This window comes from Synechococcus sp. C9 (genome assembly GCF_022984075.1).
In the GTDB taxonomy this organism is placed as follows: Bacteria; Cyanobacteriota; Cyanobacteriia; order Gloeomargaritales; family Gloeomargaritaceae; genus Gloeomargarita.
Genome location: NZ_JALAAD010000001.1, coordinates 240,289 through 262,126 on the forward strand (window position 1 = coordinate 240,289; position 21,838 = coordinate 262,126).

24 protein-coding genes are annotated in these 21,838 nt (G+C 55.4%); 10 read left to right on the forward strand and 14 right to left on the reverse strand.

Translation table 11 applies throughout. The features are described from left to right. Window positions 1-16 precede the first annotated feature (16 nt). The 6 genes from cbiD to MLD66_RS01220 all read right to left on the reverse strand — a co-directional run bounded on the left by cbiD (window position 17) and on the right by MLD66_RS01220 (window position 5,573). Window positions 17-1,093, reverse strand: a complete 1,077-nt coding sequence (cbiD, locus tag MLD66_RS01195) for a cobalt-precorrin-5B (C(1))-methyltransferase CbiD (RefSeq protein ID WP_247215120.1) — start codon at window positions 1,091-1,093, stop codon at window positions 17-19. Next, the gene (locus MLD66_RS01200; protein WP_247215121.1) at window positions 1,086-2,270 is read right to left on the reverse strand and encodes an 8-amino-7-oxononanoate synthase; all 1,185 of its coding nucleotides are present in this window, start codon (window positions 2,268-2,270) and stop codon (window positions 1,086-1,088) included. Before MLD66_RS01200 ends, cbiD begins: the two co-directional genes overlap by 8 nt. A gap of 43 nt (window positions 2,271-2,313) precedes the next feature. After that, the gene (locus MLD66_RS01205) at window positions 2,314-3,657 is read right to left on the reverse strand and encodes an SPFH domain-containing protein (RefSeq protein WP_247215122.1); all 1,344 of its coding nucleotides are present in this window, start codon (window positions 3,655-3,657) and stop codon (window positions 2,314-2,316) included. After that, window positions 3,578-4,294 (reverse strand): uroporphyrinogen-III C-methyltransferase, encoded by a 717-nt coding sequence (gene cobA, locus MLD66_RS01210; RefSeq protein ID WP_247215123.1) that lies wholly within the window; start codon window positions 4,292-4,294, stop codon window positions 3,578-3,580. The genes MLD66_RS01205 and cobA overlap by 80 nt, the downstream gene beginning before the upstream one ends. A 101-nt stretch (window positions 4,295-4,395) precedes the next feature. Continuing rightward, entirely contained in the window at window positions 4,396-5,004 is a 609-nt protein-coding gene (gene ruvA, locus MLD66_RS01215; protein WP_247215124.1) for a Holliday junction branch migration protein RuvA, read from the reverse strand. Next, on the reverse strand, window positions 5,001-5,573 hold the full coding sequence (locus MLD66_RS01220; RefSeq protein ID WP_247215125.1) for a chromophore lyase CpcT/CpeT: 573 nt from the start codon (window positions 5,571-5,573) through the stop codon (window positions 5,001-5,003). Before MLD66_RS01220 ends, ruvA begins: the two co-directional genes overlap by 4 nt. A gap of 85 nt (window positions 5,574-5,658) precedes the next feature. Here MLD66_RS01220 and MLD66_RS01225 point away from each other — a divergent pair, with 85 nt between their 5' ends. Continuing rightward, entirely contained in the window at window positions 5,659-7,602 is a 1,944-nt protein-coding gene (locus MLD66_RS01225) for a DICT sensory domain-containing protein (protein ID WP_247215126.1), read from the forward strand. Here MLD66_RS01225 and MLD66_RS01230 read toward each other — a convergent pair. Genes MLD66_RS01230 through MLD66_RS01240 form a run of 3 tightly spaced genes read right to left on the reverse strand, consistent with a single transcriptional unit; the run spans window position 7,541 to window position 11,168 of the window. Continuing rightward, window positions 7,541-9,079: a PP2C family protein-serine/threonine phosphatase gene (locus MLD66_RS01230; protein ID WP_247215127.1), complete on the reverse strand. Its 1,539-nt coding sequence runs from the start codon at window positions 9,077-9,079 to the stop codon at window positions 7,541-7,543. The genes MLD66_RS01225 and MLD66_RS01230 overlap by 62 nt on opposite strands. A 3-nt stretch (window positions 9,080-9,082) precedes the next feature. Next, window positions 9,083-10,267, reverse strand: a complete 1,185-nt coding sequence (locus MLD66_RS01235; RefSeq protein WP_247215128.1) for an ATP phosphoribosyltransferase regulatory subunit — start codon at window positions 10,265-10,267, stop codon at window positions 9,083-9,085. Beyond that, complete coding sequence (locus tag MLD66_RS01240) at window positions 10,248-11,168, reverse strand: J domain-containing protein (protein ID WP_247215129.1); 921 nt, start codon at window positions 11,166-11,168, stop codon at window positions 10,248-10,250. The genes MLD66_RS01235 and MLD66_RS01240 overlap by 20 nt, the downstream gene beginning before the upstream one ends. A 99-nt stretch (window positions 11,169-11,267) precedes the next feature. Between MLD66_RS01240 and MLD66_RS01245 the strand changes: the two genes are divergently transcribed. Together MLD66_RS01245 and MLD66_RS01250 are read left to right on the forward strand one after the other, a co-directional pair. Beyond that, window positions 11,268-12,092 carry a PhzF family phenazine biosynthesis protein gene (locus MLD66_RS01245; protein ID WP_247215130.1) on the forward strand — a complete coding sequence of 275 codons (825 nt, stop codon included), beginning with the start codon at window positions 11,268-11,270 and terminating at the stop codon, window positions 12,090-12,092. Window positions 12,093-12,190: 98 nt separating this feature from the next. Next, window positions 12,191-12,595 (forward strand): DUF4189 domain-containing protein, encoded by a 405-nt coding sequence (locus MLD66_RS01250; RefSeq protein ID WP_247215131.1) that lies wholly within the window; start codon window positions 12,191-12,193, stop codon window positions 12,593-12,595. 4 nt (window positions 12,596-12,599) lie between these two features. Here the strand turns inward: MLD66_RS01250 and MLD66_RS01255 are convergent, their stop codons facing one another. Beyond that, entirely contained in the window at window positions 12,600-12,896 is a 297-nt protein-coding gene (locus MLD66_RS01255; RefSeq protein WP_247215132.1) for a hypothetical protein, read from the reverse strand. 3 nt (window positions 12,897-12,899) lie between these two features. Then, window positions 12,900-13,493, reverse strand: coding sequence for a DUF3177 family protein (locus MLD66_RS01260; RefSeq protein ID WP_247215133.1), 594 nt, complete (start codon window positions 13,491-13,493; stop codon window positions 12,900-12,902). A gap of 122 nt (window positions 13,494-13,615) precedes the next feature. On the opposite strand from MLD66_RS01260, the gene MLD66_RS01265 reads away from it, so the two are divergent. From MLD66_RS01265 to MLD66_RS01280, 4 genes are all read left to right on the forward strand, one after another. Continuing rightward, window positions 13,616-14,842, forward strand: a complete 1,227-nt coding sequence (locus MLD66_RS01265) for a GNAT family N-acetyltransferase (protein ID WP_247215134.1) — start codon at window positions 13,616-13,618, stop codon at window positions 14,840-14,842. Between the two features lie 261 nt (window positions 14,843-15,103). Next, complete coding sequence (locus MLD66_RS01270) at window positions 15,104-15,301, forward strand: hypothetical protein (RefSeq protein WP_247215135.1); 198 nt, start codon at window positions 15,104-15,106, stop codon at window positions 15,299-15,301. Next, window positions 15,291-15,701, forward strand: a complete 411-nt coding sequence (locus MLD66_RS01275; RefSeq protein ID WP_247215136.1) for a PIN domain-containing protein — start codon at window positions 15,291-15,293, stop codon at window positions 15,699-15,701. Before MLD66_RS01270 ends, MLD66_RS01275 begins: the two co-directional genes overlap by 11 nt. A gap of 457 nt (window positions 15,702-16,158) precedes the next feature. Further along, a complete protein-coding gene (locus MLD66_RS01280; RefSeq protein ID WP_247218887.1) occupies window positions 16,159-17,643 on the forward strand; it encodes a UDP-N-acetylmuramoyl-L-alanyl-D-glutamate--2,6-diaminopimelate ligase in 1,485 nt (494 codons plus the stop codon). Here MLD66_RS01280 and MLD66_RS01285 read toward each other — a convergent pair. Continuing rightward, complete coding sequence (locus MLD66_RS01285; RefSeq protein ID WP_247215137.1) at window positions 17,628-18,392, reverse strand: fumarylacetoacetate hydrolase family protein; 765 nt, start codon at window positions 18,390-18,392, stop codon at window positions 17,628-17,630. The genes MLD66_RS01280 and MLD66_RS01285 overlap by 16 nt on opposite strands. Before the next feature lie 78 nt (window positions 18,393-18,470). Between MLD66_RS01285 and rpsF the strand changes: the two genes are divergently transcribed. From rpsF to MLD66_RS01300, 3 genes are all read left to right on the forward strand, one after another. Next, window positions 18,471-18,821 (forward strand): 30S ribosomal protein S6, encoded by a 351-nt coding sequence (gene rpsF, locus MLD66_RS01290; protein WP_247215138.1) that lies wholly within the window; start codon window positions 18,471-18,473, stop codon window positions 18,819-18,821. A 128-nt stretch (window positions 18,822-18,949) separates the two neighbouring features. Next, window positions 18,950-19,588, forward strand: a complete 639-nt coding sequence (locus tag MLD66_RS01295) for a hypothetical protein (protein ID WP_247215139.1) — start codon at window positions 18,950-18,952, stop codon at window positions 19,586-19,588. Continuing rightward, a complete protein-coding gene (locus MLD66_RS01300; RefSeq protein ID WP_247215140.1) occupies window positions 19,588-19,827 on the forward strand; it encodes a 2TM domain-containing protein in 240 nt (79 codons plus the stop codon). The genes MLD66_RS01295 and MLD66_RS01300 overlap by 1 nt, the downstream gene beginning before the upstream one ends. 13 nt (window positions 19,828-19,840) lie before the next feature. Here the strand turns inward: MLD66_RS01300 and MLD66_RS01305 are convergent, their stop codons facing one another. Further along, the gene (locus MLD66_RS01305; RefSeq protein ID WP_247215141.1) at window positions 19,841-20,794 is read right to left on the reverse strand and encodes a hypothetical protein; all 954 of its coding nucleotides are present in this window, start codon (window positions 20,792-20,794) and stop codon (window positions 19,841-19,843) included. Window positions 20,795-20,829: 35 nt separating this feature from the next. Further along, window positions 20,830-21,801 carry a hypothetical protein gene (locus tag MLD66_RS01310; protein WP_247215142.1) on the reverse strand — a complete coding sequence of 324 codons (972 nt, stop codon included), beginning with the start codon at window positions 21,799-21,801 and terminating at the stop codon, window positions 20,830-20,832. Window positions 21,802-21,838: the final 37 nt, after the last annotated feature.

Consider the following 21,838-nt stretch of genomic DNA (forward strand, 5'->3'; position numbering starts at 1 on the left):
GAGCGTCGCCCCGCCATTAGGTTAGGTACGCCGTTACCCCAGGGGTTTGCGCCACCACCTGCCGCTCACGGTTGAATAAAATCACCTCCACCCCCAGGGGACTGCCCCCGTGCGCTTGGAGGTATTGCCGGGTGCGCTGTTGAATTTGGGCTAAAATCACTTCATACAATGTTCGTACTTTGAGGGGTTGCACCTGCTGTAAATAGGTGATAGCCGCATCTACCGTGGGTTGGGTCAAGAGTTTTTGCAAGATGGGCAGGGACAGCCCACAGCGCAGACCACAGGCGGTGAGAATTTCCAACCGGGCATCGGCAAGGTGATGATGGGTGTGGAAAATGCCCCCGGCTAATTTCAGCAATTTACCGTGATAGCCCAGCAGGACAATGGTTTTAATTTGTAATAACGATGCCTCGACCAATAGCGGACCCAGCCAATTCCCGGTTTTCACTAGAACATTTTCAGGGATGCCCCAACTGCGGGCTAAATCCAAGCCGTTTTCCCCAATACAAAAAACCAAATTCCCCTGGTCTGCCTTCTGGCGCAATTCCTCCCGAAAGCAGTCTAATTGCTCCGGGGCACTGAGGGGATGGGCGATGCCGCTGGTGCCCAGCAGGGCTAAACCCTCCACCACCCCAAAGGCGGCATTCGAGGTGCGTTCTGCCAATACCCGTCCCTGGGGCAAGATGATCTCCACCCGCAGAGGACGACTGGGTTTTAAGTGGTGATGGAACAGCCGTTGGGCGTAGCGATAAATAGCCGCCTGCCCCGTATCCTTGTGCCAGCCCACCCCAAAACCACCGGCAATCGTAAGTAATTCGTTTGTACTTGATACGTCCTCTGCCCAAGCCACCACCGCCCACACCGGCGTATTCCGGGTCAGGTCTAAATTATCCCCCGGCTGGGAGCGGGTAATGGCTAACACCCCACCCCCCGGCAGAGGTGCCACCTGTTCGATGGGAAGGCGGGCGGTTTGGGCGGGTTCGAGCAAATCCAAAGTGACCGATGCTAAAACTTCCCCCGTTTGTAGGTAATGCAACGCCGCCACCGCACTGGCACAGGCAAACACGGGCAGGGTATAACCGGCTTCAGCCATGCCCGTAACACTCCCGAAATTCCGCCAAAATCCCCACCAATTCCTGGATATGGGCGGGGGTATGGGTACACATGACGGATAAGCGCAGGCGGCTGGTGGGCACGGTGGGGGGACGGACAACGGCGGCAAACACCCCCGCTTGTAGTAACGCTGGTTCCAACGCCTGGGCAATCGCCGCAGACCGCAGGGGCAGGCAAATGATCGGGGACGGCACGGAGGAAAGCAGGGGCAAACCCGCTTGGGTCAAGCCTTCCCGCAGGTGGTGGACGTTCTGCCATAACTGTTGTTGCCGCTGGGGTTCCCCCTGGATAATCGCCACCGCCATTGCCGCCGCCGCCGTATCGGGGATGGATAAGCCAGTGCTATAAATCCAGGTGGGTGCCCGGTGCCGGAGGTATTCGATTAAAACCCTGCTCCCCGCCACATAGCCCCCCATGCTCCCCAGGGCTTTGCTGAGATTGCCCACTTGCACCAAAGGTCGCCCCTGGCAGTTGCTCGCCTGCACCCAACCCATGCCATTGTCGCCAAACACCCCGTTGGCGTGGGCTTCATCCACCAACACCATGCTGTTGTACTGCTCTGCTAAATCCAGAATTTCCGCCAGGGGACAGCAATCCCCATCCATACTAAACAGGGTTTCGGTGGCAATCAAACAACGCCGGTACTGGGAACGATGGGTTTGTAATAATTCTTGCAAATGCTGTATATCGTTATGCTTATAGCTGTACACTTGCGCTTGGCTCAACTTGGCTCCCTGTTGCAGACAACTGTGGTTGTACTGGTCTTGGAAAATCACATCCCGACTGCCCACCAAAGCCATGACCGTACCCAGGCACGCCCCATAGCCACTGCTGAATACCAGGGCTTCTTCCGTGCGTTTCCAACGGGCGAGACCAATTTCCAACTTGCGATGCAATGCCCGGTGACCGCTCAATACCTGGGAACCCGTCGCCCCCACCCCGTAGTCCTGCATGGCACGGGTCGCCGCCTGCACCAAGCGGGGGTCACTGGCTAACCCCAGGTAATCATTGCTGGCGAAATTGAGGACATTCTGCGCCCCAATTTCCACAACCGCCCCGGAGCGGCTGGTGACCTGCTTGCGGCTCCGTTTCCAGTGGGCACGTTCCAGGGTATCCAAGGCTGTCGTCACCCAGTGGTAGGCATCCAGGTTGTCCACCTAAATCCGTAGAAATACTGCCTTGCCCCAAAGTATAGCAGGGTTACTTGTCCTCCCCGGTGGCTGGTGGGGTTTTGGGGGGTAACAGTTGCTTCAGGTCAACCCCCGTGACCGCCCGTACCTGTTCCAAAAGCGTGACCACCCCCGTCATGGGCGAAGTCCCATCCAAAACCGTCACCTGTTGCACCTTCACCGCCGGAACGGTAGCCGCCAGGGCTTGCAGGAGGGGTTCGAGCTTCTGGAGTAGGAAAATTTGCCGGGCGTAGGGGCCTGCCTTTTGCCAGGAGGCCGCCAGTTGGCGCATCCCCTCCACCAGGGCTTTCCCGTCTTCAATAATTTGGGCGGCATTCGCCTTGGCGGTTTCCGTGCCCCCAGTGCATTGGGCTTCCGCCGGGGCGACCACATCCGCCTGGAGTTGTTGGCGCACCTGCATAATCCGCTCCCGTTGGACTGCCAAATCCGCCTGGGTACGGGCGAGCTTTGACCCCACCTCCGCCTGGGTTTCGGCGATCAGGGCTTCCCGCCGGGTGACCGCATCCCGAATCCGCCGTTGGGCTTCCGCCCGGACAATCTGCATTTCCGAGTCAATCTGGGCAAACACGGTTAACCGGGCATTTTCCGCGGCTTGAATCGCCGATTGGGACTGGGCTTGGGCTTCGGCAATCCGGGCATCCCGCAGGAGTTCTGCCCGTTGTTTGCGCCCCAAGGAGTCCAAATACCCCACATCGTCGGAGATGTTTTGAATTTGCAGGGTATCCAAAACCAGCCCCAATTTCCCTAAATCTTCCTCCGCCTCATCCTGTAAACTGCGGACAAACGCCAATTTATCCTCATTCACCTGTTGGGGCGTGAGACTGGCTAAAACGCCGCGCAAATTCCCTTCTAAAGTTTCTTTGGCAATGCGCTTAATTTCCTCCCGATTTTTCCCCAACAACCGCTCAATCGCATTGTGGATCACCGGCTCTTCCCCGGCGATTTTGATATTCGCCACCCCTTCCACTTTCAGGGGAATGCCCCCTTTGGAATAGGCACCGGAAACCTTAAGTTCAATAATTAAATTGGTTAAATCCAAGCGCAAAACCCGCTCAAACAGGGGCATCCGCAAACTACTCCCCCCTTTGACCAACCGATACCCCACCCGCCGTTTCAGGGATGGCACCCAACGGGTCGTGCCCGCAAAAATTAAAACCTCATTGGGTTGACAAATGTAATACAAATTGCGAATGGCGGTGGTAATAATGCCCACCCCAATCACCGCAATGACCACAAATTCCATACTTTGCCCCCAAGTGACCCGTTGCTTATCATCATAGCCGCTCTCGGTCAACCACTTCCCCCACCACCACCAGCGCCGGTGCCGTAAAACCCGCCTGGGCAACCAAATCATTCACCGTCCCCAAGGTGGCATACAAACGCCGTTCCTGCGGCCAAGTGCCCCACTGCACCACGCATACTGGCGTTTCTCCCGCCCGTCCCCCCCGCATCAATGCCGCCGTAATCTGGGGTAAGCGGTGCATCCCCATGTAAATCACCAGGGTATCGGCGGACTGGGCCAAGCCCTCCCAATGCACCGAGTCCTGGGATTTTTCCACCGCCTCGTGCCCCGTGACCAAGACCACGCTGGAACTCACCTGCCGGTGGGTGAGGGGAAACCCCAGCGCCAACCCCGCACTGATCCCCGGCACCACCTCGACGGGAATCCCGGCCTGCCGCAGACCCGCCACCTCCTCCCCGCCCCGGCCAAAAATAAAGGGATCGCCTGCCTTTAAGCGCACCACGGTTTGATATTGCTGGGCCTTGCTCACCAACAGGGCGGTGATCTGCGCCTGGGGTAAACTGTGCCAACCCCGATATTTCCCCACAAAAATCCGTTCCGCCTGGGGGTTGATCATGGCGAGGATGGGCGGGCTGACCAGGGCATCGTAAATCACCACCTCCGCCAATTCCAAAAGGGTTTTGCCCTTGAGGGTCAATAAACCGGGGTCCCCAGGGCCCGCCCCGACCAGATAAACCGTGCCTGTCATTGCGAGGGTGTTGCCAATAATGCCGCCAATTGTGAACCGCAGAGATAATCAGAGATTATTAAAACTACAATACTTGCGCCGATTTGACTACCCGGATTGCCCTAGGCTGAACTCAACAACCGAATCGCCTTGCGAATCCACAGTTCCACATCCGTACTGGGTTGGCATTCCTGGTCCTGTGCCAGTTGGGCGAGGGCGTGGCTGATTTCCGCAGTGGTGTACCCCAAGGCCCCCAGGGTGAGGGTGACTTCTTCTTGGAGGGAGGGCGGTAACGTGGGGACTGGGAGTGCCCCCTGCCACTGTTGCAAGGGCTGGCGCAGTTCCAAACTCAAGCGCTGGGCGGTTTTGGCTCCTATCCCTGGGGTCTGGCTCAATAAGGCGGTGTTGCCGGTGACAATTGCCTGCACCAGGTCCGCTGGGGTGAGGGTATCGAGCAAGGCCAAGGCCAACTGGGGCCCCACCCCATTCACCCGGATCAACTGCCGAAACAAATCCCGTTCCTCCACCGTGCTGAAGCCGTACAAGACGGGCTGTTCCTCCCGGATTTGCAGATGGGTAAAGAGCTGAGCCGTGCTCCCAGGAATCAGGCTCTGCCCGCACCGTTGCCCCACCTGGAGTTCCCAGCCCACCCCCTGCACCACCAGGGTGACCACCCATTTCCCCTGGAGAAGGTTCAGCCCTGCCACCTGCCCAGTCAGGGAGCCGATCATGCCCGTTTGTGAAACACATAAGGCCCCATCAAGGCACCCCAGAGGACTTGCCCAGTGCTGGGGTCAACCCCCCGGTCGTAGATGGTCAAGGTTTGGGCGTTCACCCGCCACCCCAATTCCACCCGCCGGGTCTGGCCGTTGTACGCAAATTCACAGCGATACCCAGGGGCGGGGCTGGCCTCGTATTCTGGGTTGGTTTCTAGGTAATTGCACCGTCGTAATTGCAACACACAACCGGGCAGGGGGATTAAATCCTCTGCCGTCAGGCGGGTCAATCGTTCCGGTTGCGCCCCACTCCCCCGCCACTTTTGGGGTTCCCGACAACTGTAGTACTGCACCTGGTCGGGGAAGAGCACCATCACCCTGGGTCGGTAGGCCTGCGCTGGGGTGAGGGCACTGGCCTGCTCGATAAATAGGGCGGGTTGCCCCTGGATGCCCCCCGGAATCAACCGTTGCCAGAGCCACAAATGCACATACCAGGCCGGTTCCGCCAGGGCTTGAGTGCGGTTATCAAACCAACCCGTTAACCAATCGCCCAACTGGGTCATTTCCTTGGTAGAAATACTCATTTTTTAACCATTTTTAACCATTGGGGGAGAGCGGGGGCAAAAATCTTCTATCGTTAAAAATACACCGGTCAATTGCCAGTCGGGCATGGTGCTTTTTCCCTCCCTATTGCAGGATTTGTTGCAGACCCATCCCCATCTGCGACCCCAGATTTATTTCAAAGCGTCCCTGACGGCGCTTTCCCATGCGATGGAAGACCAGGTGCTGGGCAGTGGGGATGAACCCCTGGTGATTGCCAATTTCCAAAAGGAACGCTACTACCGCCAGGAAACCCGTCGCTATCGCCAATTGGCCCAATACACCCCGCAAATTTATGTCCTGGCCGCCCCGGAGACGGATTTTGCCCAGGTGAGCGAACCCTACGCCACCATTCCCTTTGACCCCCAAGACCCCCTGGCGCAGGAATGGCATCTGGTGGTGCTCGGCTCCCATTACGCCGCCTGTTTGGTCTGCCGGGAACGACCGAGCGATACCCCCTTGATGGACCAGGCCCGCCGGTTTGAGGGGATTTGGACCTTTGACCGCACCGTGAGCCAGACCGTCGCCCGCCTGCTGTTGGAACGGATTCTCAGTTACCAGCCCCAATTGGCGGAGAAAATTCACCAGGCGCTGACCCGCTACGCCTGGACGGTGGAACCGCAGGAGACGGGCACATCCGGCTTGCACCCCGGCCCGTTTGTGGAGCGGCTGGTCACCTATCTCCAATCCAGTCAGTACAAAGTCCTGAAAGCCTACCGGGCCCTCAGCGACCAGGAACGGCAACAACGGCTGGTGAATTTAATCACCTCTGCCATCCGCAGTACCCTCAACCCGGAGCAAATTTTTCCGATTGCCGTGCAGGAGTTGGGGCAAAATTTCCCAGAATGTCGCTGTATTTTGTACCGCTGTCGTTCGCACCACCAGTCCGCCCGGATTGAATACGAATACACGTCGCCGGGGGTGCCATCCCTGAAGGGGGTGGATTGGCCTTTGGGGGAAAATCCCCTGTTTGGGTTGGCCTTGGGGCGGGACCGGGCGATTGGCTTGAACGATGTGACCACCGCCCCGGAATTGCGGGAATACGACCAACTGCGGGCCTTGCTCGCCCAGCACCGGGTGCGTTCCTGGTTGATGGCACCCATCATTCACCAGGGGATGTTGTTGGGGATGCTGGAATTGCACCACTGCGGCGGCGCTCCCTACCCTTGGCGGGAGGTGGATTTGAACTTGGTGACGGCGATTGCCAACCAGGTAGGCTTGGGGTTGGTGCAGGCGCAGGCGTACAAAAGTTTGGCGGAACTGAACCAGCAGTTGGAAGCCCTGGACCGCACCCGCACCAATTTGATCGCCATCATTGGGCACGAATTGCGTACCCCCCTGTCCACGATTCAGGTCTGTTTGGAAAGTCTGGCCACGGAGCCGGAGATGCCTGCTTCCGTGCGCCAGGAGATGTTGGCGGCGGCGATGAGCGATGCGGAACGTTTGCACAAACTGATTCAGGATTTTCTCACCCTGTCCCGGTTAGAGAGTGGTCGGGTGCAGTGGCAAAGTGAGGCGATTACCCTCTCGGAATGTGTGGAGTTGGCTTTGGCGCATCTGCGTTCCCGGGCACAGCGTTTGCCCCAGATTCAGGTGGATTTACCGGCGGATTTGCCCCTATTGCGTACCGATGGGGAGGGCATCGTGGAAGTGTTAGTAAAATTACTGGACAATGCCTGTAAATTTACCAGCCCGGAGGGACGGGTGACGGTGCGGGCACAGGTGCAATCGGGGCAGATGTTAGAGGTGGTGGTGGCGGATACGGGGCGGGGCATTGAACCCAGCCAACTCCAGGCGGTGTTTGACCGGTTTTACCAGGAGGAGGGGGCTTTGCGCCGCACGGTGGGGGGGACGGGGTTGGGGCTGGCGATTTGTCGGCAGATTGTCAGTGGCTTGGGGGGGCAAATTTGGGCGGAATCGGCGGGGCGGGGGCAGGGAAGCAAATTTCACTTTACGATTCCCCTGGGGGTACGCCCGGATTGGGGGGATATGTCCCGTCCGGTTGAAACTTGAACACCACCAGGGCCATGTCATCTAAAATTGCCGCCGGGCCGATAAAGGCTTGGACATTGCGCATAATCGCCTGCTGAATCCTGGCCACGGGCTGATGCCAATGGGTGCGGGCGACCTGGCAGAGCCGTTCGATGCCGTAGAGTTCCCCCTGGGGGTTGGCCGCTTCGGTGATGCCATCGGTGAATAAAATGCCCCCGTCCCCCGGTTGCAAGCGCACTTGGCGGTTCCGGACGTAGGGCTGAATGTCCGGTTCCAAGGCCAGGGGAAACCCCAAATCCAGGGTGTCAATCCGTTCCCAGTCCCCGTTGGTTCGCAAAATAATCACTTCCTCGTGTTGCCCGGTGATGGACAACTGCCCCCGGTCGTGGTGCAAAAGGGTGAGGGTGAGGGTGCGGCCGTAGCCCATCCGGGCCACGCTGTCATAAATCACCCGATTGAGAATGGTGAGCAAATGCGCCCCGCAGGATTCCCCCTGGGTGAGGAGCGTCCGTACCGCCACCTGGGTCATCAGCATCAGCACCCCACTTTCCAGACCATGCCCGGTAATATCGCCGATGCTCAACCAGGTCTGTTGCCCCTGGGGATAGACGTCGTAATAATCCCCCCCCACCTCCGTCGCCGGGTACATCACACCGCTGACCGCCAACTGGGGGGTATGGGCCAATTCCTCGGGCCGGGGCAGGGACAGGGCTTGCAATTGGCGGGCCACCGCCACTTCCGCCCTAAGGCGCAGGTTATCCGATTGGAGTTGGTGGTTGAGGGTTTGAATCTGGGCATTCGCCTCTGCCAGTTGGTTGGTGCGCTGTTGGACTTTTTCCTCCAGTTCTTCATTCAATTGCTCCAAGCGCTGAATCATCGGGTTGCTCACCCGCAGGAAGAGAAACGCCCCCAGCCCATTCACCACCATCGCCGCCCCCAGGGCGATCCAACTGGCGTGGAGAAAGGGTTCCCGCACCTCGCTCAGATGAATTTGGTTGGCCACCACCCAATTCAAACCCTGCACCGGCTCGATGGCGGCCAAGACCTGCCTCTGGGTTTGCAAGGGGATTACCCCAACGAAGCGCTGGGGTGGGGTGCGGACCATTGCCGCCAGTAATCCCCCTTCTCGCAGTAAGGTCTGGCGGGATTTGATGTTGACCGCTAGTTCCAGTTCCACATCGTCCCAACGGCTGACGAAAATTTGGAAATCATCACCCGTGGGGATCAGGAGAATAAACTCCCCCGTCCGGGCGGAGCCGGTAAAACGACGGGCGGCTTCCTGGGCAATACTTAAGGTGAGCGGGATGTTTTTCGTTTGCCGGAATGTCTCTTCCAATAACCGCACCTGGCTATTGTTGGTTTCCTGGAGCCGCTCCAGGTTTTCCCGCACCGTCGCCCGAAACAAAATCAGCATCACCACCCCTGCCACCACCAGGGCGACCCCATTCATAATCAGGAGCAACAACCCAAACCGTTGCCGGTAACGGGACCAGGGCATGATTCACGCCGGGGCAATCAGGGCACCGCTGGCATCCACCCAGACCAGTCCCTGGGAAGGCGGTTCCTGGGGCGGTGTCAGCGCCAATTCCACCCGCTGGTCGGGGTATTGGTGCCGCAGGGATTGGGCATGATCCAGGGCCGCCCGGTAGGCCGTTTCCCCCCGGGGAATCACCACCCAATCGGGACGGGCGGGGCGTTGGGGCAAAACCCCCAAGGGCAAAAGTTGCTGATGCAGGGTTTCCAAATTCAGGGAAAAGCCAATCCCCGGCACGGTTTTCCCCTGGGGATGGTAGGCACCCACCAGGTCATCGTAACGCCCTCCCTGCCCCACCAACTGCACCGTATGCCCCTGGGTCACCGCCACCTGCAGGACGATCCCCGTGTAATAATCCCAGGGTTGCAAGAGACTCACATCCACAACCAGGGGAAACCCGGCGGGCAGAAGTTCCACCAGGGATTTCAGGTGATTCACCCGCTGCCATTGCTGGGGCGTGAGTTCCCAGGTACCCAACCGCTGAAAGACCTGTGCCGGTTCCCCCCGCAAATCCAGCCACGCCAACGCCTGTTCTCGCCAGGGGGAGGGCAATTGCCCCAAGGCCACCCGGTCTAAATGGATGAGTGCCTGGGTCACCAGGGTCTGCCAAACCGGGGGAAACCCCTGAATCCACAACCGGGTCAACCCCGCCTCCCCCAAAACCACCCGCCAGGGGGGCAAGTGAATCGCCGTCAAGCCATCCTGCAACAGCCGTAATATTTCCGCATCCGCCAAGAGTCCCCCCGCTCCCAGCAGTTCCACCCCCACCTGAAACGACTCCTGGCAATGCCCCCGTTGGGGATGGGGCCGAAATACATTCGCCACATAGTAAAGCCGTTGGGGATGGGGCACCTGCCCCCAGCGACTGGCCGCCACCCGGGCAATGGAAGCCGTCACATCGGGACGCAGGCCGTAAATCCCATCCCGGTCTTGAATTTGTACCACCCGCTCCGGGCGCACCCGTCCTCCCGCCACCAGGGTATCCAACCGCTCCAGGGTGGGGGTGACCACCCGTTGATAGCCCCAGCGGTGAAAGGCTCCCTGCAACCGTTCCCGAATCCAGGTTTTCTGGATCACCTCCAGGGGCAATAAATCCCGACTGCCGGTGGGCGGCTGGAAGCTCATGTACCGCTCATTTACCAAAGAAACCAAACAGACCCTTGCCCTTCTTCTTTTCGGGGGTGGTTTTGGCTTTGGCCTCGTTCTCCTTGGCTTGCTTGGCCAGCATTTTCTCCACCACTTCCAGCCCTTGGCTCGCCCGGGTATTACTTGGGTCCCGTTTCAAGGCCCGTTCAAAATGGATTTTCGCCATTTTCAGTTGGTTGGTCTGGAGGTAAACATAACCCTTTAGGCTCAAACAACGGGCATCGCCACTGTCCAATTTCAACGCATCATCCAATTCCCGCAGGGCACCGGGATAATCTTTCATCCGCACCAATTCCTCGGCTCGGTTGTAGAACTGATCCAGGAAGGAAGGTTTCGCCGGTTCGGGGGCGGCTGGGGGTGGGGTGCTCGCCGCTGGGGCTTCCGGGGTCGCAACTGGGGTCGGGGCGGGACGATTCACAAAGGCCACCGTATTCCCCGCATACTGCCAGCGCAACATGGCGAGATTCAGTTCGCTGATTTCGTTGATCACCTGCATGGTTTCGTGGGGGACGGCAAACTGCCGCTCGTTGAGTTTTCCCAAGGTTTCCCGGTAATAGGTTTCCGGGTCGGATTGGCGCAACAGCAGATTGGCGGCTTCGGTTTCAAAAGGGAGGGTGTCCTGGGCGACCCGTTGCCCAATCATTTTCAAAATCAGGTTATGCTCCGCCCGCACCTTATCGTTGAACAGTTTTTCGTAGGCGGGATTCACCAACCGGGAGAGGAGTTGGGCGGCAATCTGCCGGTCTTCTTCACTCAGATGGCCGGTGGTGTCCGGGTGCAAGGCCCGCGCTACCCGCATATAGCGACGGCGAATGTCCTGGGGACCCGCATCCAAGGGCACGCCCAAAATGGCATGGTAATCTATTTGCTGAAAGCGGCCTAGTCCTTGTTGAATGCTGAAATCCATAGGGTTTGGCGGGTGAAGCAGATGTGGTCTAATCAGTATAACCTGGACTTTTCGTCATGTCTGATTCCCGATTGAACCCGTGCGTGAGAGTTTTGTGTCATGTCTCTTTCTATCCTACTGTACCAAGTGGATGCCTTCACCGACCAACTCTTTGGCGGTAATCCGGCGGCGGTTTGTCCCTTGGCGGCACCCCTTCCCCCTGGGCTATGTCAGGCGATTGCCCTGGAAAATCACCTCTCGGAAACGGCGTTTCTCTGGCCGGATGGGACGGGCGGCTACCACATCCGCTGGTTTACCCCGACTCAGGAGGTGGATTTGTGCGGCCATGCCACTTTGGCGGCGGCCTACGTGGTGGGGGAATTTGTGGAACCCGGTTGTGACCAGGTGCGGTTCCAGAGTCGCCAAGAAACCCTGACCGTTCGCAAACAGGGGGATTTGTGGGAATTGGATTTCCCCCGCTGGCCGTTGACCCCGGCGGAACCGACGGCGCCGTTAATTGCTGGGTTGGGACTCACTCCCCAAGCGGTCTGCCGCAGTCCCAGGGATATTGTGGCGGTGGTCGCCGACCCGGAGGTGGTGAAACATCTGCAACCGGATTACGCCCAACTGGCTCAGTTGGACTGTTTGGGGGTGATCGTCACGGCTGAGGGGCGGGGGGTGGATTTTGTCTCCCGGTTTTTTGCTCCCCAAGCGGGCATTCCCGAAGACCCGGTGACGGGTTCGGCGCACTGTGCCTTGGTGCCCTACTGGGGCGAACGCCTGGGCAAAACTGAACTGCACGCCCGGCAACTCTCCCCCCGGGGCGGCGAATTGTGGTGTACCCTCACGCCCGAGCGGGTGCTAATCCGGGGCGGGGCGGTCTGCTATCTCACCGGGCAAATTCATCTGGGGGAACCCATGACCCCCATCCCTCAACAAATGTAAAAAAAACTCTAAAAATCTTAAACAATTAACACCTCTGCCCCAAGGTTTCTTTGATACTTGTAAGTAAGTATGATTTGTATGATTTGGGGGCAAAATTAATGAATCACTCCTGGAGTAAGCAGGTAGGTTGGCTCGGTATGACCCTGGTAACGGCGGTGGCTCTGGTGACCCTGCCCACGCCAGCCGGGAACACCCAACCGGATACCTTTGGTGCCATCAGTTGGTCGCGACGCACGGGTGCCCAGGGGTATGCCTGGGGCTACAATAACCGGGCGGCGGCGGAAAATCGTTCCCTGCGGGAATGTGAAGCCAGTGCCGGGACAGGGGATTGCCGGGTGATGGTGTGGTTCCGCAATGCCTGTGGTTCGATTGCCCAAACCCGGGATGGGTCGGTGGGCACGGGCTGGGGGAGCAATCCCGCCCTGGCGGAAAAATACGCCCTGCAATCCTGTCGCCAATATGGACCCTGCCGGGTCTCCCGCACCTTCTGTTCCAACGAATAGGCGTTCAAAACCCAGCTTCCGCTAAGCGTTGGCTAAATTCCGCCCAACTGAGATTTTGCTCCAAGTACTGAATCTGCTGGGGATGATAGGGGGCTTGGATGCGATCCACCCACAGAATTTCCGCATCCGCTGCCAAAACCGGCACATCCGGCTCAAAGGCGGTGGCACGGGTCAGGGAACTGGTAAAGCCTTTGTAGATTAGAATTTCCCCCTCCCCCTGTTCATCCCGAACCGTTAACCGCAGTACCTCCCGGGGGTGGGAACGGCTGTAATTTTCCAAACGCTCTTGGGGAGTGGTCATGGTTTAAGAAAGAGCCGTGCGACCTTGTTTGGCTAACCGTACCAGCAGAAAATAAGCCAGACAAAAGCCATACACCACCAAACCCACAATCCCCCAAAACCCCAAATCCGCCGGGGATGTGCCCCGATGGAACCATTCCCGATAGCCCCAGGGTGCCGCCAACCACACCCGACATTGGTTATCCGCCAGCAGGGCAGGCATACTCTTTAGCCCACAGCCCCAAAAGGGTACCATTGCCACCGCCCCCAAACTCGCTGACCAGGTGACAACCCACCGCCAGATATTCGTCACCCGCGCCAACAGCCCCGGACGTTCCACCAGTTCCTCATTCAAATCCAGCCAAAACCACAGGGAAACCGGGATCAACACCTGCGCCAAAAAAGAAGTGAAAAAACTCACCGGCAAAGCGGCAATCATTAAATACACATTGATCATCAACAAACTCGCCACCTGCCAATAAATCCGCAATAGGGTCACCACCGCCCGTGCCCGCTGACTCCACGCCCAGACCAGCAACCCCAGGGGCACCAGCACATAAAACAGTACCGCCACCCGGTAATACATCCAAACCAACGTAGTCAACCAGCTTTCCGGCATAGGGCTTTGGACACAGGTGGGGAAACATCACAGCCAAACTTAGTCTAAACCAACTTTGTCCCCCCGCTCACCCCCAGTCACGGTATTATTAAGTAGTGTAAACATTAAAAAAATATAAAAACTTGTTTCAGAAGACCGGTTATACCCTGCGGTGGCTGAAGGGGGTGGGGGAGGTGCCCGCCCAACAGTGGAATGCGCTGGCATTGCCCTTGGCGACTCCCTTTTTGGAGTGGGAGTGGTTGAACCACCTGGAGACCTCCGGCAGTGCCATTCCCCGCACCGGCTGGTTGCCCCGGCATTTGACCCTTTGGCGGGGAAATACCCTGGTGGCGGCGGCTCCCCTCTACCTCAAGGGGCACAGCTACGGGGAATTTGTCTTTGACCACCAGTGGGCGGAATTAGCCTATCGGTTGGGGGAACCCTACTATCCCAAGCTGGTGGGGATGACCCCTTTTACCCCGGCGGTGGGCTATCGGTTTTTGATAGCGCAGGGGGAAAGTGGGGTGAATGAGCTTTTTTTGGAAGCGATTGACCAGTTTTGCCAACGGGAGGGCATTTCCAGTTGTCATTTTTTATTTGCCGACCCGGAATGGAGCGAGGCGGTCGTGCCCCTGGGCTGGCATCGGTGGTTACATCACCATTACCTTTGGCAAAATCACCATTACCAGTCCTTTGAAGATTATTTAGCCCATTTCAATGCCAATCAGCGGCGCAATATCAAACGGGAACGGCAGGCGGTACACAAGGCGGGGATACGGATGCACACCTTGCACGGGGCGGAGATTCCCGAGCATTTTTTGAGTGTGATGTATGACCTGTATAGCAACACCTGCGACCGATTTCTCTGGGGGAGTAAGTATTTAACGCGGCAATTTTTTCAAAGTTTATACCGGGATTATCGGCATCGCTTATTATTCAGTGTTGCCACTACCAACCAAGGGGGAAATGAGCCAGTGGGGATGGCTTTTTGTATCATCAAAAACCAGCAATTGTATGGGCGGTATTGGGGGGCATGGCAGGAGGTGGATTCCCTGCATTTTGAGACCTGTTATTACACTCCCATTGCCTGGGCGATTGACCAGGGGGTGCAGACGTTTGACCCTGGGGCGGGAGGACGGCACAAGAAACGGCGGGGTTTTTGGGCAACTCCTAATTTCAGCCTGCACCGATTTTATACCCACCGGTTGGGAGCGATTTTGCCGGAATATATTCACCAGACCAACGAATATACGATCCAGGAAATTCAGGCAATCAACGAAAACATTCCGCTCAAAGCGACTCCCCCCCAAACCCAGGTGGCGGGGATGACCCTTTCCATCCATGAGGAAACCGAAGAGGGAAATGATTAATTAATGCTTTCAATAAATCCCGATAATCCATAGGCTAGAACTAAGATGATGTAGTGCTGTGACCTTTGGCTTTCTATAGTCTTTTAAGTAGTTATGGGATGCAGTTAAAACTGACTTGCCATAGGGGAATTATGCCAAATTTTCAGAAACAATCAGTGACTCTTTGGGGGCGATAAGATGATTGATGTGGGGGTGATTCCTGAAGATTAGGGATTGGTATGCTATAATTAGGGAAAAATTTTTATGTTCTAGGATAAAACGATGCAAATCTTAATTGACATTCCTGACTCGCTCTCTACTGAAAAGATTGATCAAATTATTGAAATGATTAAGAATCAATTAAACAATGAATCTGTTTCTATCAGAGTAGAAAAAGTGAAGCCTCGAAAAGTTTTTGCTCATCGTTTTGAAGTAGAGCAAATCAATATATCTAGTCGAGAATCTCTGCATGAGAGATAGAGTCTTTATTGATACTAATATTTGGGTGTACTCTCATCTCAAACAAAAAGATGACCGTAAATCTGATATTGCCACCTCATTGTTAGAAAATCTACCTACATTGGTGATCAGTACTCAAGTTTTGAGTGAATACTACAGTGCAATGCTCAAGAATAAGGTTCCAGATCACCTAATCCAAGAGAATCTGGAGGTAATGATTAGCGTGTCCGAAGTTCAAGTTATTCAAATCAGCACTATCAGACTTTGCCATCGCCTAAAAATAAATAACGGTTTATCCTATTGGGACAGCTTGATTATGGCTAGTGCGATTGAGTCCAATTGTCAGTATTTGTATTCTGAAGATATGCAAAAAAATCAGATTATTGATAAACAAGTCCAAATTATTAATCCATTTCAATAGTTATAGGGAATCTCTATTTAGGGCACTTCTATAAATTTAAAGTTAGCGGTCGCAGGGGGGTACCCCCGCCCTTGGTTCTGTGTAATCTGAGCATTTTAGCGAAATAATCTTCCAGTGGTGACAATAAATAGAGGTACCTAATAGTCACTTAAACAATTACACTAAAAACTAGGACGGGGTAGTGTTGCGACCTTTGGCTTGCGATAGTTTTTTAAGCAGTTATAGAATACAGTTAAAATAAAAACTGACTTGCCATAGGGGAATTATGCCAAATTTTCAGAAACAATCAGTGACTCTTTAGGGGCTATCGCAATCCTCATTCTCGCCTTGGTGATTATCAATAATGCGGGTATTATTCTCAATAGCCATGAGTTAATATATGAAAAAATGACAATTCCCCAGAACGTTCCCCCTGGTTTATCCTAGGGACAACCACGATAAGTGCATTGTTTTGCCCATGAAGCTGGGGGATTTATTAAATTCCATCACGCCCTATCTTCCGCCCCTCGCTGGGCAGAACCCCCTCTGGCAGGCATCGGTGACCGGGATTACCTGTGATTCCCGCCAATGCCAACCGGGGATGGTGTTTGTGGGTTTGCCCGGTACCCAGGTGGATGGGGGGGACTTTTGGCCGCAAGCCCTGGCCAATGGTGCGATTGTTGCCCTGGTCACACCCCGCCCGGATTTGCCCCCCCAGGTACTGCCGGTGTCGGACATTGCCCAAGCCTGTGGGGAATTGGCCGCCGCATTTTATGGTTATCCCTGCCGGTGTTTGCAAATGGTGGGGGTCACGGGTACCAACGGCAAAACCACCACCACCCACATTCTGGAATTTTTATTACAAAATGCTTTGGGAAATACAGCTTTATTAGGTACATTGTACAACCGCTGGCCGGGTTATACCCAAACGGCGAGTCACACCACCCCCTTGGCGGTGGAGTTGCAACGGGATTTGGCGCAGGCGGTGCAAGCGGGCTGTCGGGTGGCGGTGATGGAGGTAAGTTCCCATGCCCTGGCGCAGGGACGGGTGGCGGGGTGTGCCTACGATGGGGCGGTTTTTACCAACCTCACCCAGGATCATCTGGATTTTCACCGGACGATGGAAAACTACTTTCAGGCGAAGGCACTCTTGTTTGAACCCAACCTGTTGCGGGGGCGGGCGATTGTCAACCAGGATGACCCCTACGGGCAACGGTTGTTACGGGAATTAGAGCAACGCCATACCCCCCGGTGGAGCTACAGTGCGCTGGGGCAACCGGCGGATATAACGGTTCAGCAGGTGGACTATACGCCAGCGGGAATTACTGCCACCATGACCACTCCCGTTGGGGGTGGGATGCTTCGGATTCCCCTGATGGGGCAATTTAATTTGAGCAATACCTTGGCGGCGGTGGGGGCGGCTTTGCATCTGGGCGTTCGGTTTGAGCAAATTCAAGAAATCTTGCCCAAATTTCCGGGGGTGCCGGGGCGGATGGAGCGGGTGCGGGTGTGCCCGGAGCAGGAGATTACCGTCGTGGTGGACTATGCCCATACCCCGGATGGGTTGGCGAATGGTCTGCGGGCGTTGCGTCCGTTTGTGGGCGGGCGGTTGATCTGCGTGTTTGGCTGTGGTGGCGACCGGGATCGCACTAAACGTCCCATGATGGGCAAAATTGCCGCCGAATTGAGCGATATGGTCGTCGTTACCTCGGATAATCCCCGCACGGAAGACCCCCAGCGGATCATCCAGGATATTCTGCAAGGCATTCCTGGCACGCCCTTGGTGATCCCGGATCGGCAGGAGGCAATCCACCGAGCGATTCACATGGCACAGCCTGGGGACGGAGTAATGATCGCCGGGAAAGGTCACGAGGATTACCAAATTTTAGGCACGACCAAAATCCATTTTGACGACCGGGAAGAGGCGACCATTGCGCTGAACAATCGTTACAGTCGGGGTTGAGCCACCACCCGATTGCGGAGGGTACCCAGTCCCGTAATGCGTATTTGCACTTCATCCCCCGGTTGCAGTGGGCCAATCCCCGCAGGCGTGCCCGTCAGCACCACATCCCCCGGCAGGAGGGTCATCACCTGGCTAATATAGCTCACCAACACCGGCGGTTTGAACACCATTTCCTGCAACTTGGCCGCCTGTTTCCGTTCCCCATTCACCCAGGTTTCCAGGGTCGCCTCCAGGGACAATTCCCGCACGATCCCCGGCCCCAAGGGACAAAACGTATCAAACCCCTTACTGCGGGTCCATTGCTCATCCCGTTTTTGCAAATCCCGCGCCGTCACATCGTTGGCAATGGTATAACCCCAAATCGCCGCCACCGCCTCTTCCGGGGTCAAACGCCACGCCTTCTGCCCGATCACCACCGCCAATTCCCCCTCGTAGTCCACCCGCCGGGACTGGGCAGGATAAACGATGTCCCCCCCCGGAGCCAACAGGGTGGTGGGGGGTTTGAGAAAAATCACCGGCTCCACCGGCACCGTCGCCTGCATCTCGGCGGCATGGTCAATGTAATTACGCCCAGCGGCAACAATTTTACTGGGCAGGGTGGGTACCAAAAGCTGATAAGTGCCCGGTGCCAACCTTTCCCCGGTTTCTCTCCCCCCCAACCAGGGCGCATCCGTCCACACCTGCATGGACTCATCCGCCGCCACCGTGCCATACACCACCCGCTCTGCCGTCCACACCCGCACTTGCATACGCTACCTATCATCACCTCTGAATTGTTTGTTATAATACTAGACTGTTTCGTTCATGCAGGAGCCATTGAACCCCCTATGACCGTTGCCCCCAAACCCTTTTATGAGACCATGTACATTCTGCGCCCGGACTTGGGGGATGAGTTGACCCAGCAGGCGATTGAGAAATTCAAAACCACTTTGAGCGAAGTGGGGGGCGAGGAAATTCAGGTGTTGAACCGGAGACGGCGGCGACTGGCCTACCCAATCCAAAAATTTTCCGATGGCATCTATGTCCAGTTAAACTACTACGGCAACAGCAGGACGGTAGCGGCCTTCGAGCGAGCCATGCGTCTCAGTGAAGAGGTGATTCGGTTTTTGACCATTGCCCAAACGCCTCCCCAACCCGCACCAGCAGTAGAACCGACCGCCGTTGCCACCCCGGAGTAGGCATTGGCGGTAAAAAAATTAGCAGTAAAATGCCCTAACATAGTTTTCTATAGATTGCATGGCAAACTCCTCGCCCTGGTGTTAAACTGAAGCCAGGTCAGTTGGATTTTGGTGAGGAGTTAATCCCCGTGACTGCCAGTTCCCTACAGGAGAATGTTGCGACCCTGCAACAACAGCTTGACCAGAGAAACCAGCTTGTCCACCAACTCTCCCAAGAGTTATTTCACCGGGTGGTGCCCCAGCGGGGACGGCAACAGGTTTTCGAGTATCTTCTGCGTGCCCAAGCCCAGGAAATTCAGCGGTTAAAAGCCCGGCTAAACCAGTACAGCCATCTGGTCAACCAGTTATCGGCGGAATTGTTTCACCGTCTGCATCAGGAGCGGCGGGTGGATGCGGGCACGGTGGTGGCACTGCAAGGGCAGATTGAAAAATTGCAGGGGGAATTGCGCCAGGCTCAGCAGGATGTGCAACGGCGGGAACAGGAATTAGTCCAGGTGCATGGGTCGTTGGTGTCGGCACGGGAACGCAACCAAAATTTAGAAACCATCCTGCGGGATTTGCCGGAGGTCTATCGCCGTCGGTTCAATGCCCGGCTTGCCCCGGTGAAAGAGCAACTGGCGAAGCTCCAGGAGGAAAATCGCCGCCTCCAGTCCGAATTACAGCGCTATGGTGCTTTGACCCAAACCATAAACAAGCGGGAACCTGCCGCCAGTATTGATCTGCCCAAATTCCCGCCCCTACAGGCTATATCCCGGGTGATGTCCTGATGCCACCCCGTTGGTCTCGCCGACCTGACCCCGCAGACCCGGCTTACCGGCGGTTGGCTGACCGCATTAATTTGGCAGTACATATTGCTTTTTTTGCCGCCACCAATTCTACTTTGTGGTTTTTCCATGAATTGAATGGAGCCTTTCCCCGTTTGCCCTGGGTGACGGGGTTGTGGGGGTTGGGACTCCTGGTGCATGGGTTTTATGTGGTGAAATTGAGTGGGGGTGAGAATCAATAAATTTGCCATATCTTTACCAATAACATCCCCCTTCTACCACCTGAAAATTGCCTGGCACTTCGGTCGGATTCGGGCGCACCCAATAGTCGTTAAATAATTTTTGAAAAAACGGGTCATCATCCCAGCGTTTGCCCCGAATGCCAAATAAAATTTGGGTGGCTCCCCCCAAATGTATCCCTTTTTTCCCCAAGCGTTTCACATGGGCGGCTAAGGGTAAGCCATAGGCTCCGGCACCAATAATCGCTATATCAAATTCTATTTGGGTAACTTGTTCCTTCATCCACTCAAAAGCGGCAAACCAATCAGGAAAACCGCAATCATTCCCGGCAATGGACTGCACCGACTTAAAAGTTTTTAGGGTAAATTCGGGTAAGATATTGGGGTTAGGAAATAATAACTCTCGCTTGCGATATTGTTGTTCAATCGTCTTGGCAAATGGGTGAATCACTAATAGGGTTTTACCCCCTAGTGCGACTGACCAAGGCTGTTCGTGATAATAGGGTTCCAAATCCGGCAATTTAACGGTAATGACCCTAGGCATCCGTTCCCTTAAAAATCGTTCTTCCGGCAACCAGGAACCTAAAATATCAATTTCTTGTATATCCTGTAACATCTGTTCGCAAAAACGTTCTAAATACTCCGGTTCAACTGGGAAAAATCCCGCATTATAGCGCATCTTTTTTTGGATATTTTCATCCCACCAAAACGGACGGTTTTCCCCTTGGATATAGGCTAAACTTTTGTGTAACAAAAACTGGGATTTTTGGTGAATGCTGTAGTAGTACATCAAAGCCGCCATTTCCACACCCCCAAACCGGCAAATCATACAGGGTTCCGGGGCAGAAATTTTGGCTTGAATTACATCACTCGCTGCCTGCCCCGAGTAATCTACCGCTGGTAAGGATGGGGCAATGTGCTGGCGGGTCCATCGCTTTCCCCACCCATAAATCCGGCGGCTGGTATTCAAAATAGAAATTACGGCAGGATGTACCATTGTCCTAGCTACCAATAGGCTTTTACACGGTCAATTTTCGGCGGCACTTCTTGAGGCGCCGGTCGCACCCAATGTTCGTTATATAACTGTTGAAAAAATGGCATTTCATCCCACCGCCCCCCTTTGATACCAAAAAGGATTTGCGTGGGGCCCCCCAAATGGATGCCTTTTTTGCCAAGACGTTTCACATGGGCGGCTAAGGGCAATCCATACGCCCCGGCACCGATAATCGCTATATCAAATTCGATTTGAGCAATTTCACCACACATCCATTCAAAAGCGGCAAACCAATCGGGAAAACCGCATTCATTCCCGGCAATAGACTGCACGGACTTAAACGTTTTTAGGGTAAATTCGGGTAAAATTTTGGGGTTTTGAAATAATAATGCTCGCTTTTGATATTGCTGTTTGATCGTCTCCACAAAGGGATGCACGACCAATACGGTTTTACCCGCTAATGCTTCTGACCAGGGATGTTCATGGTAATAGGGTTCTAAATCCTGAAAACTGACGAATTTGGCTTGGGTTAACAAATGCTGAATTTGCCGCACATAACCATCCTGTTTCCCTTCCCAAAAAGCCAGAATATCAATGATTTGCATATCCTGGAGCATCCGTTCGCCAAAGCGTTCCAAATACTCCGGGGTATCTGGGAAAAAACCCGCATCAATTCGCATGGATTCCTGGGCACTTTGATCCCACCAAAAATGCAGAATTTCTCCCTGAATATAACGCCAGGATTTTTCCCCCCAATATTCGGAAGCCCGCCGTCGGTGATAGGCACGCAGGGTAGCATTTAATTCCACGTTGCCAAAGCGACAAATCAGACAGGGGGCAGGGGATTCCAGAGTTTTTTTGATCCAATCGCTCCCGGCTTGACCGGCATAATCCACCTGAATCGGTGCTGGGGATGGCAGGGGCAAAACCCCATACAGCCGCCGCAGTAATTTTAATAATTTGATCGTGAACGATGCGGACAACAGCGTATTTCCTTTTAGGGAGATTTTTTTAACCTAT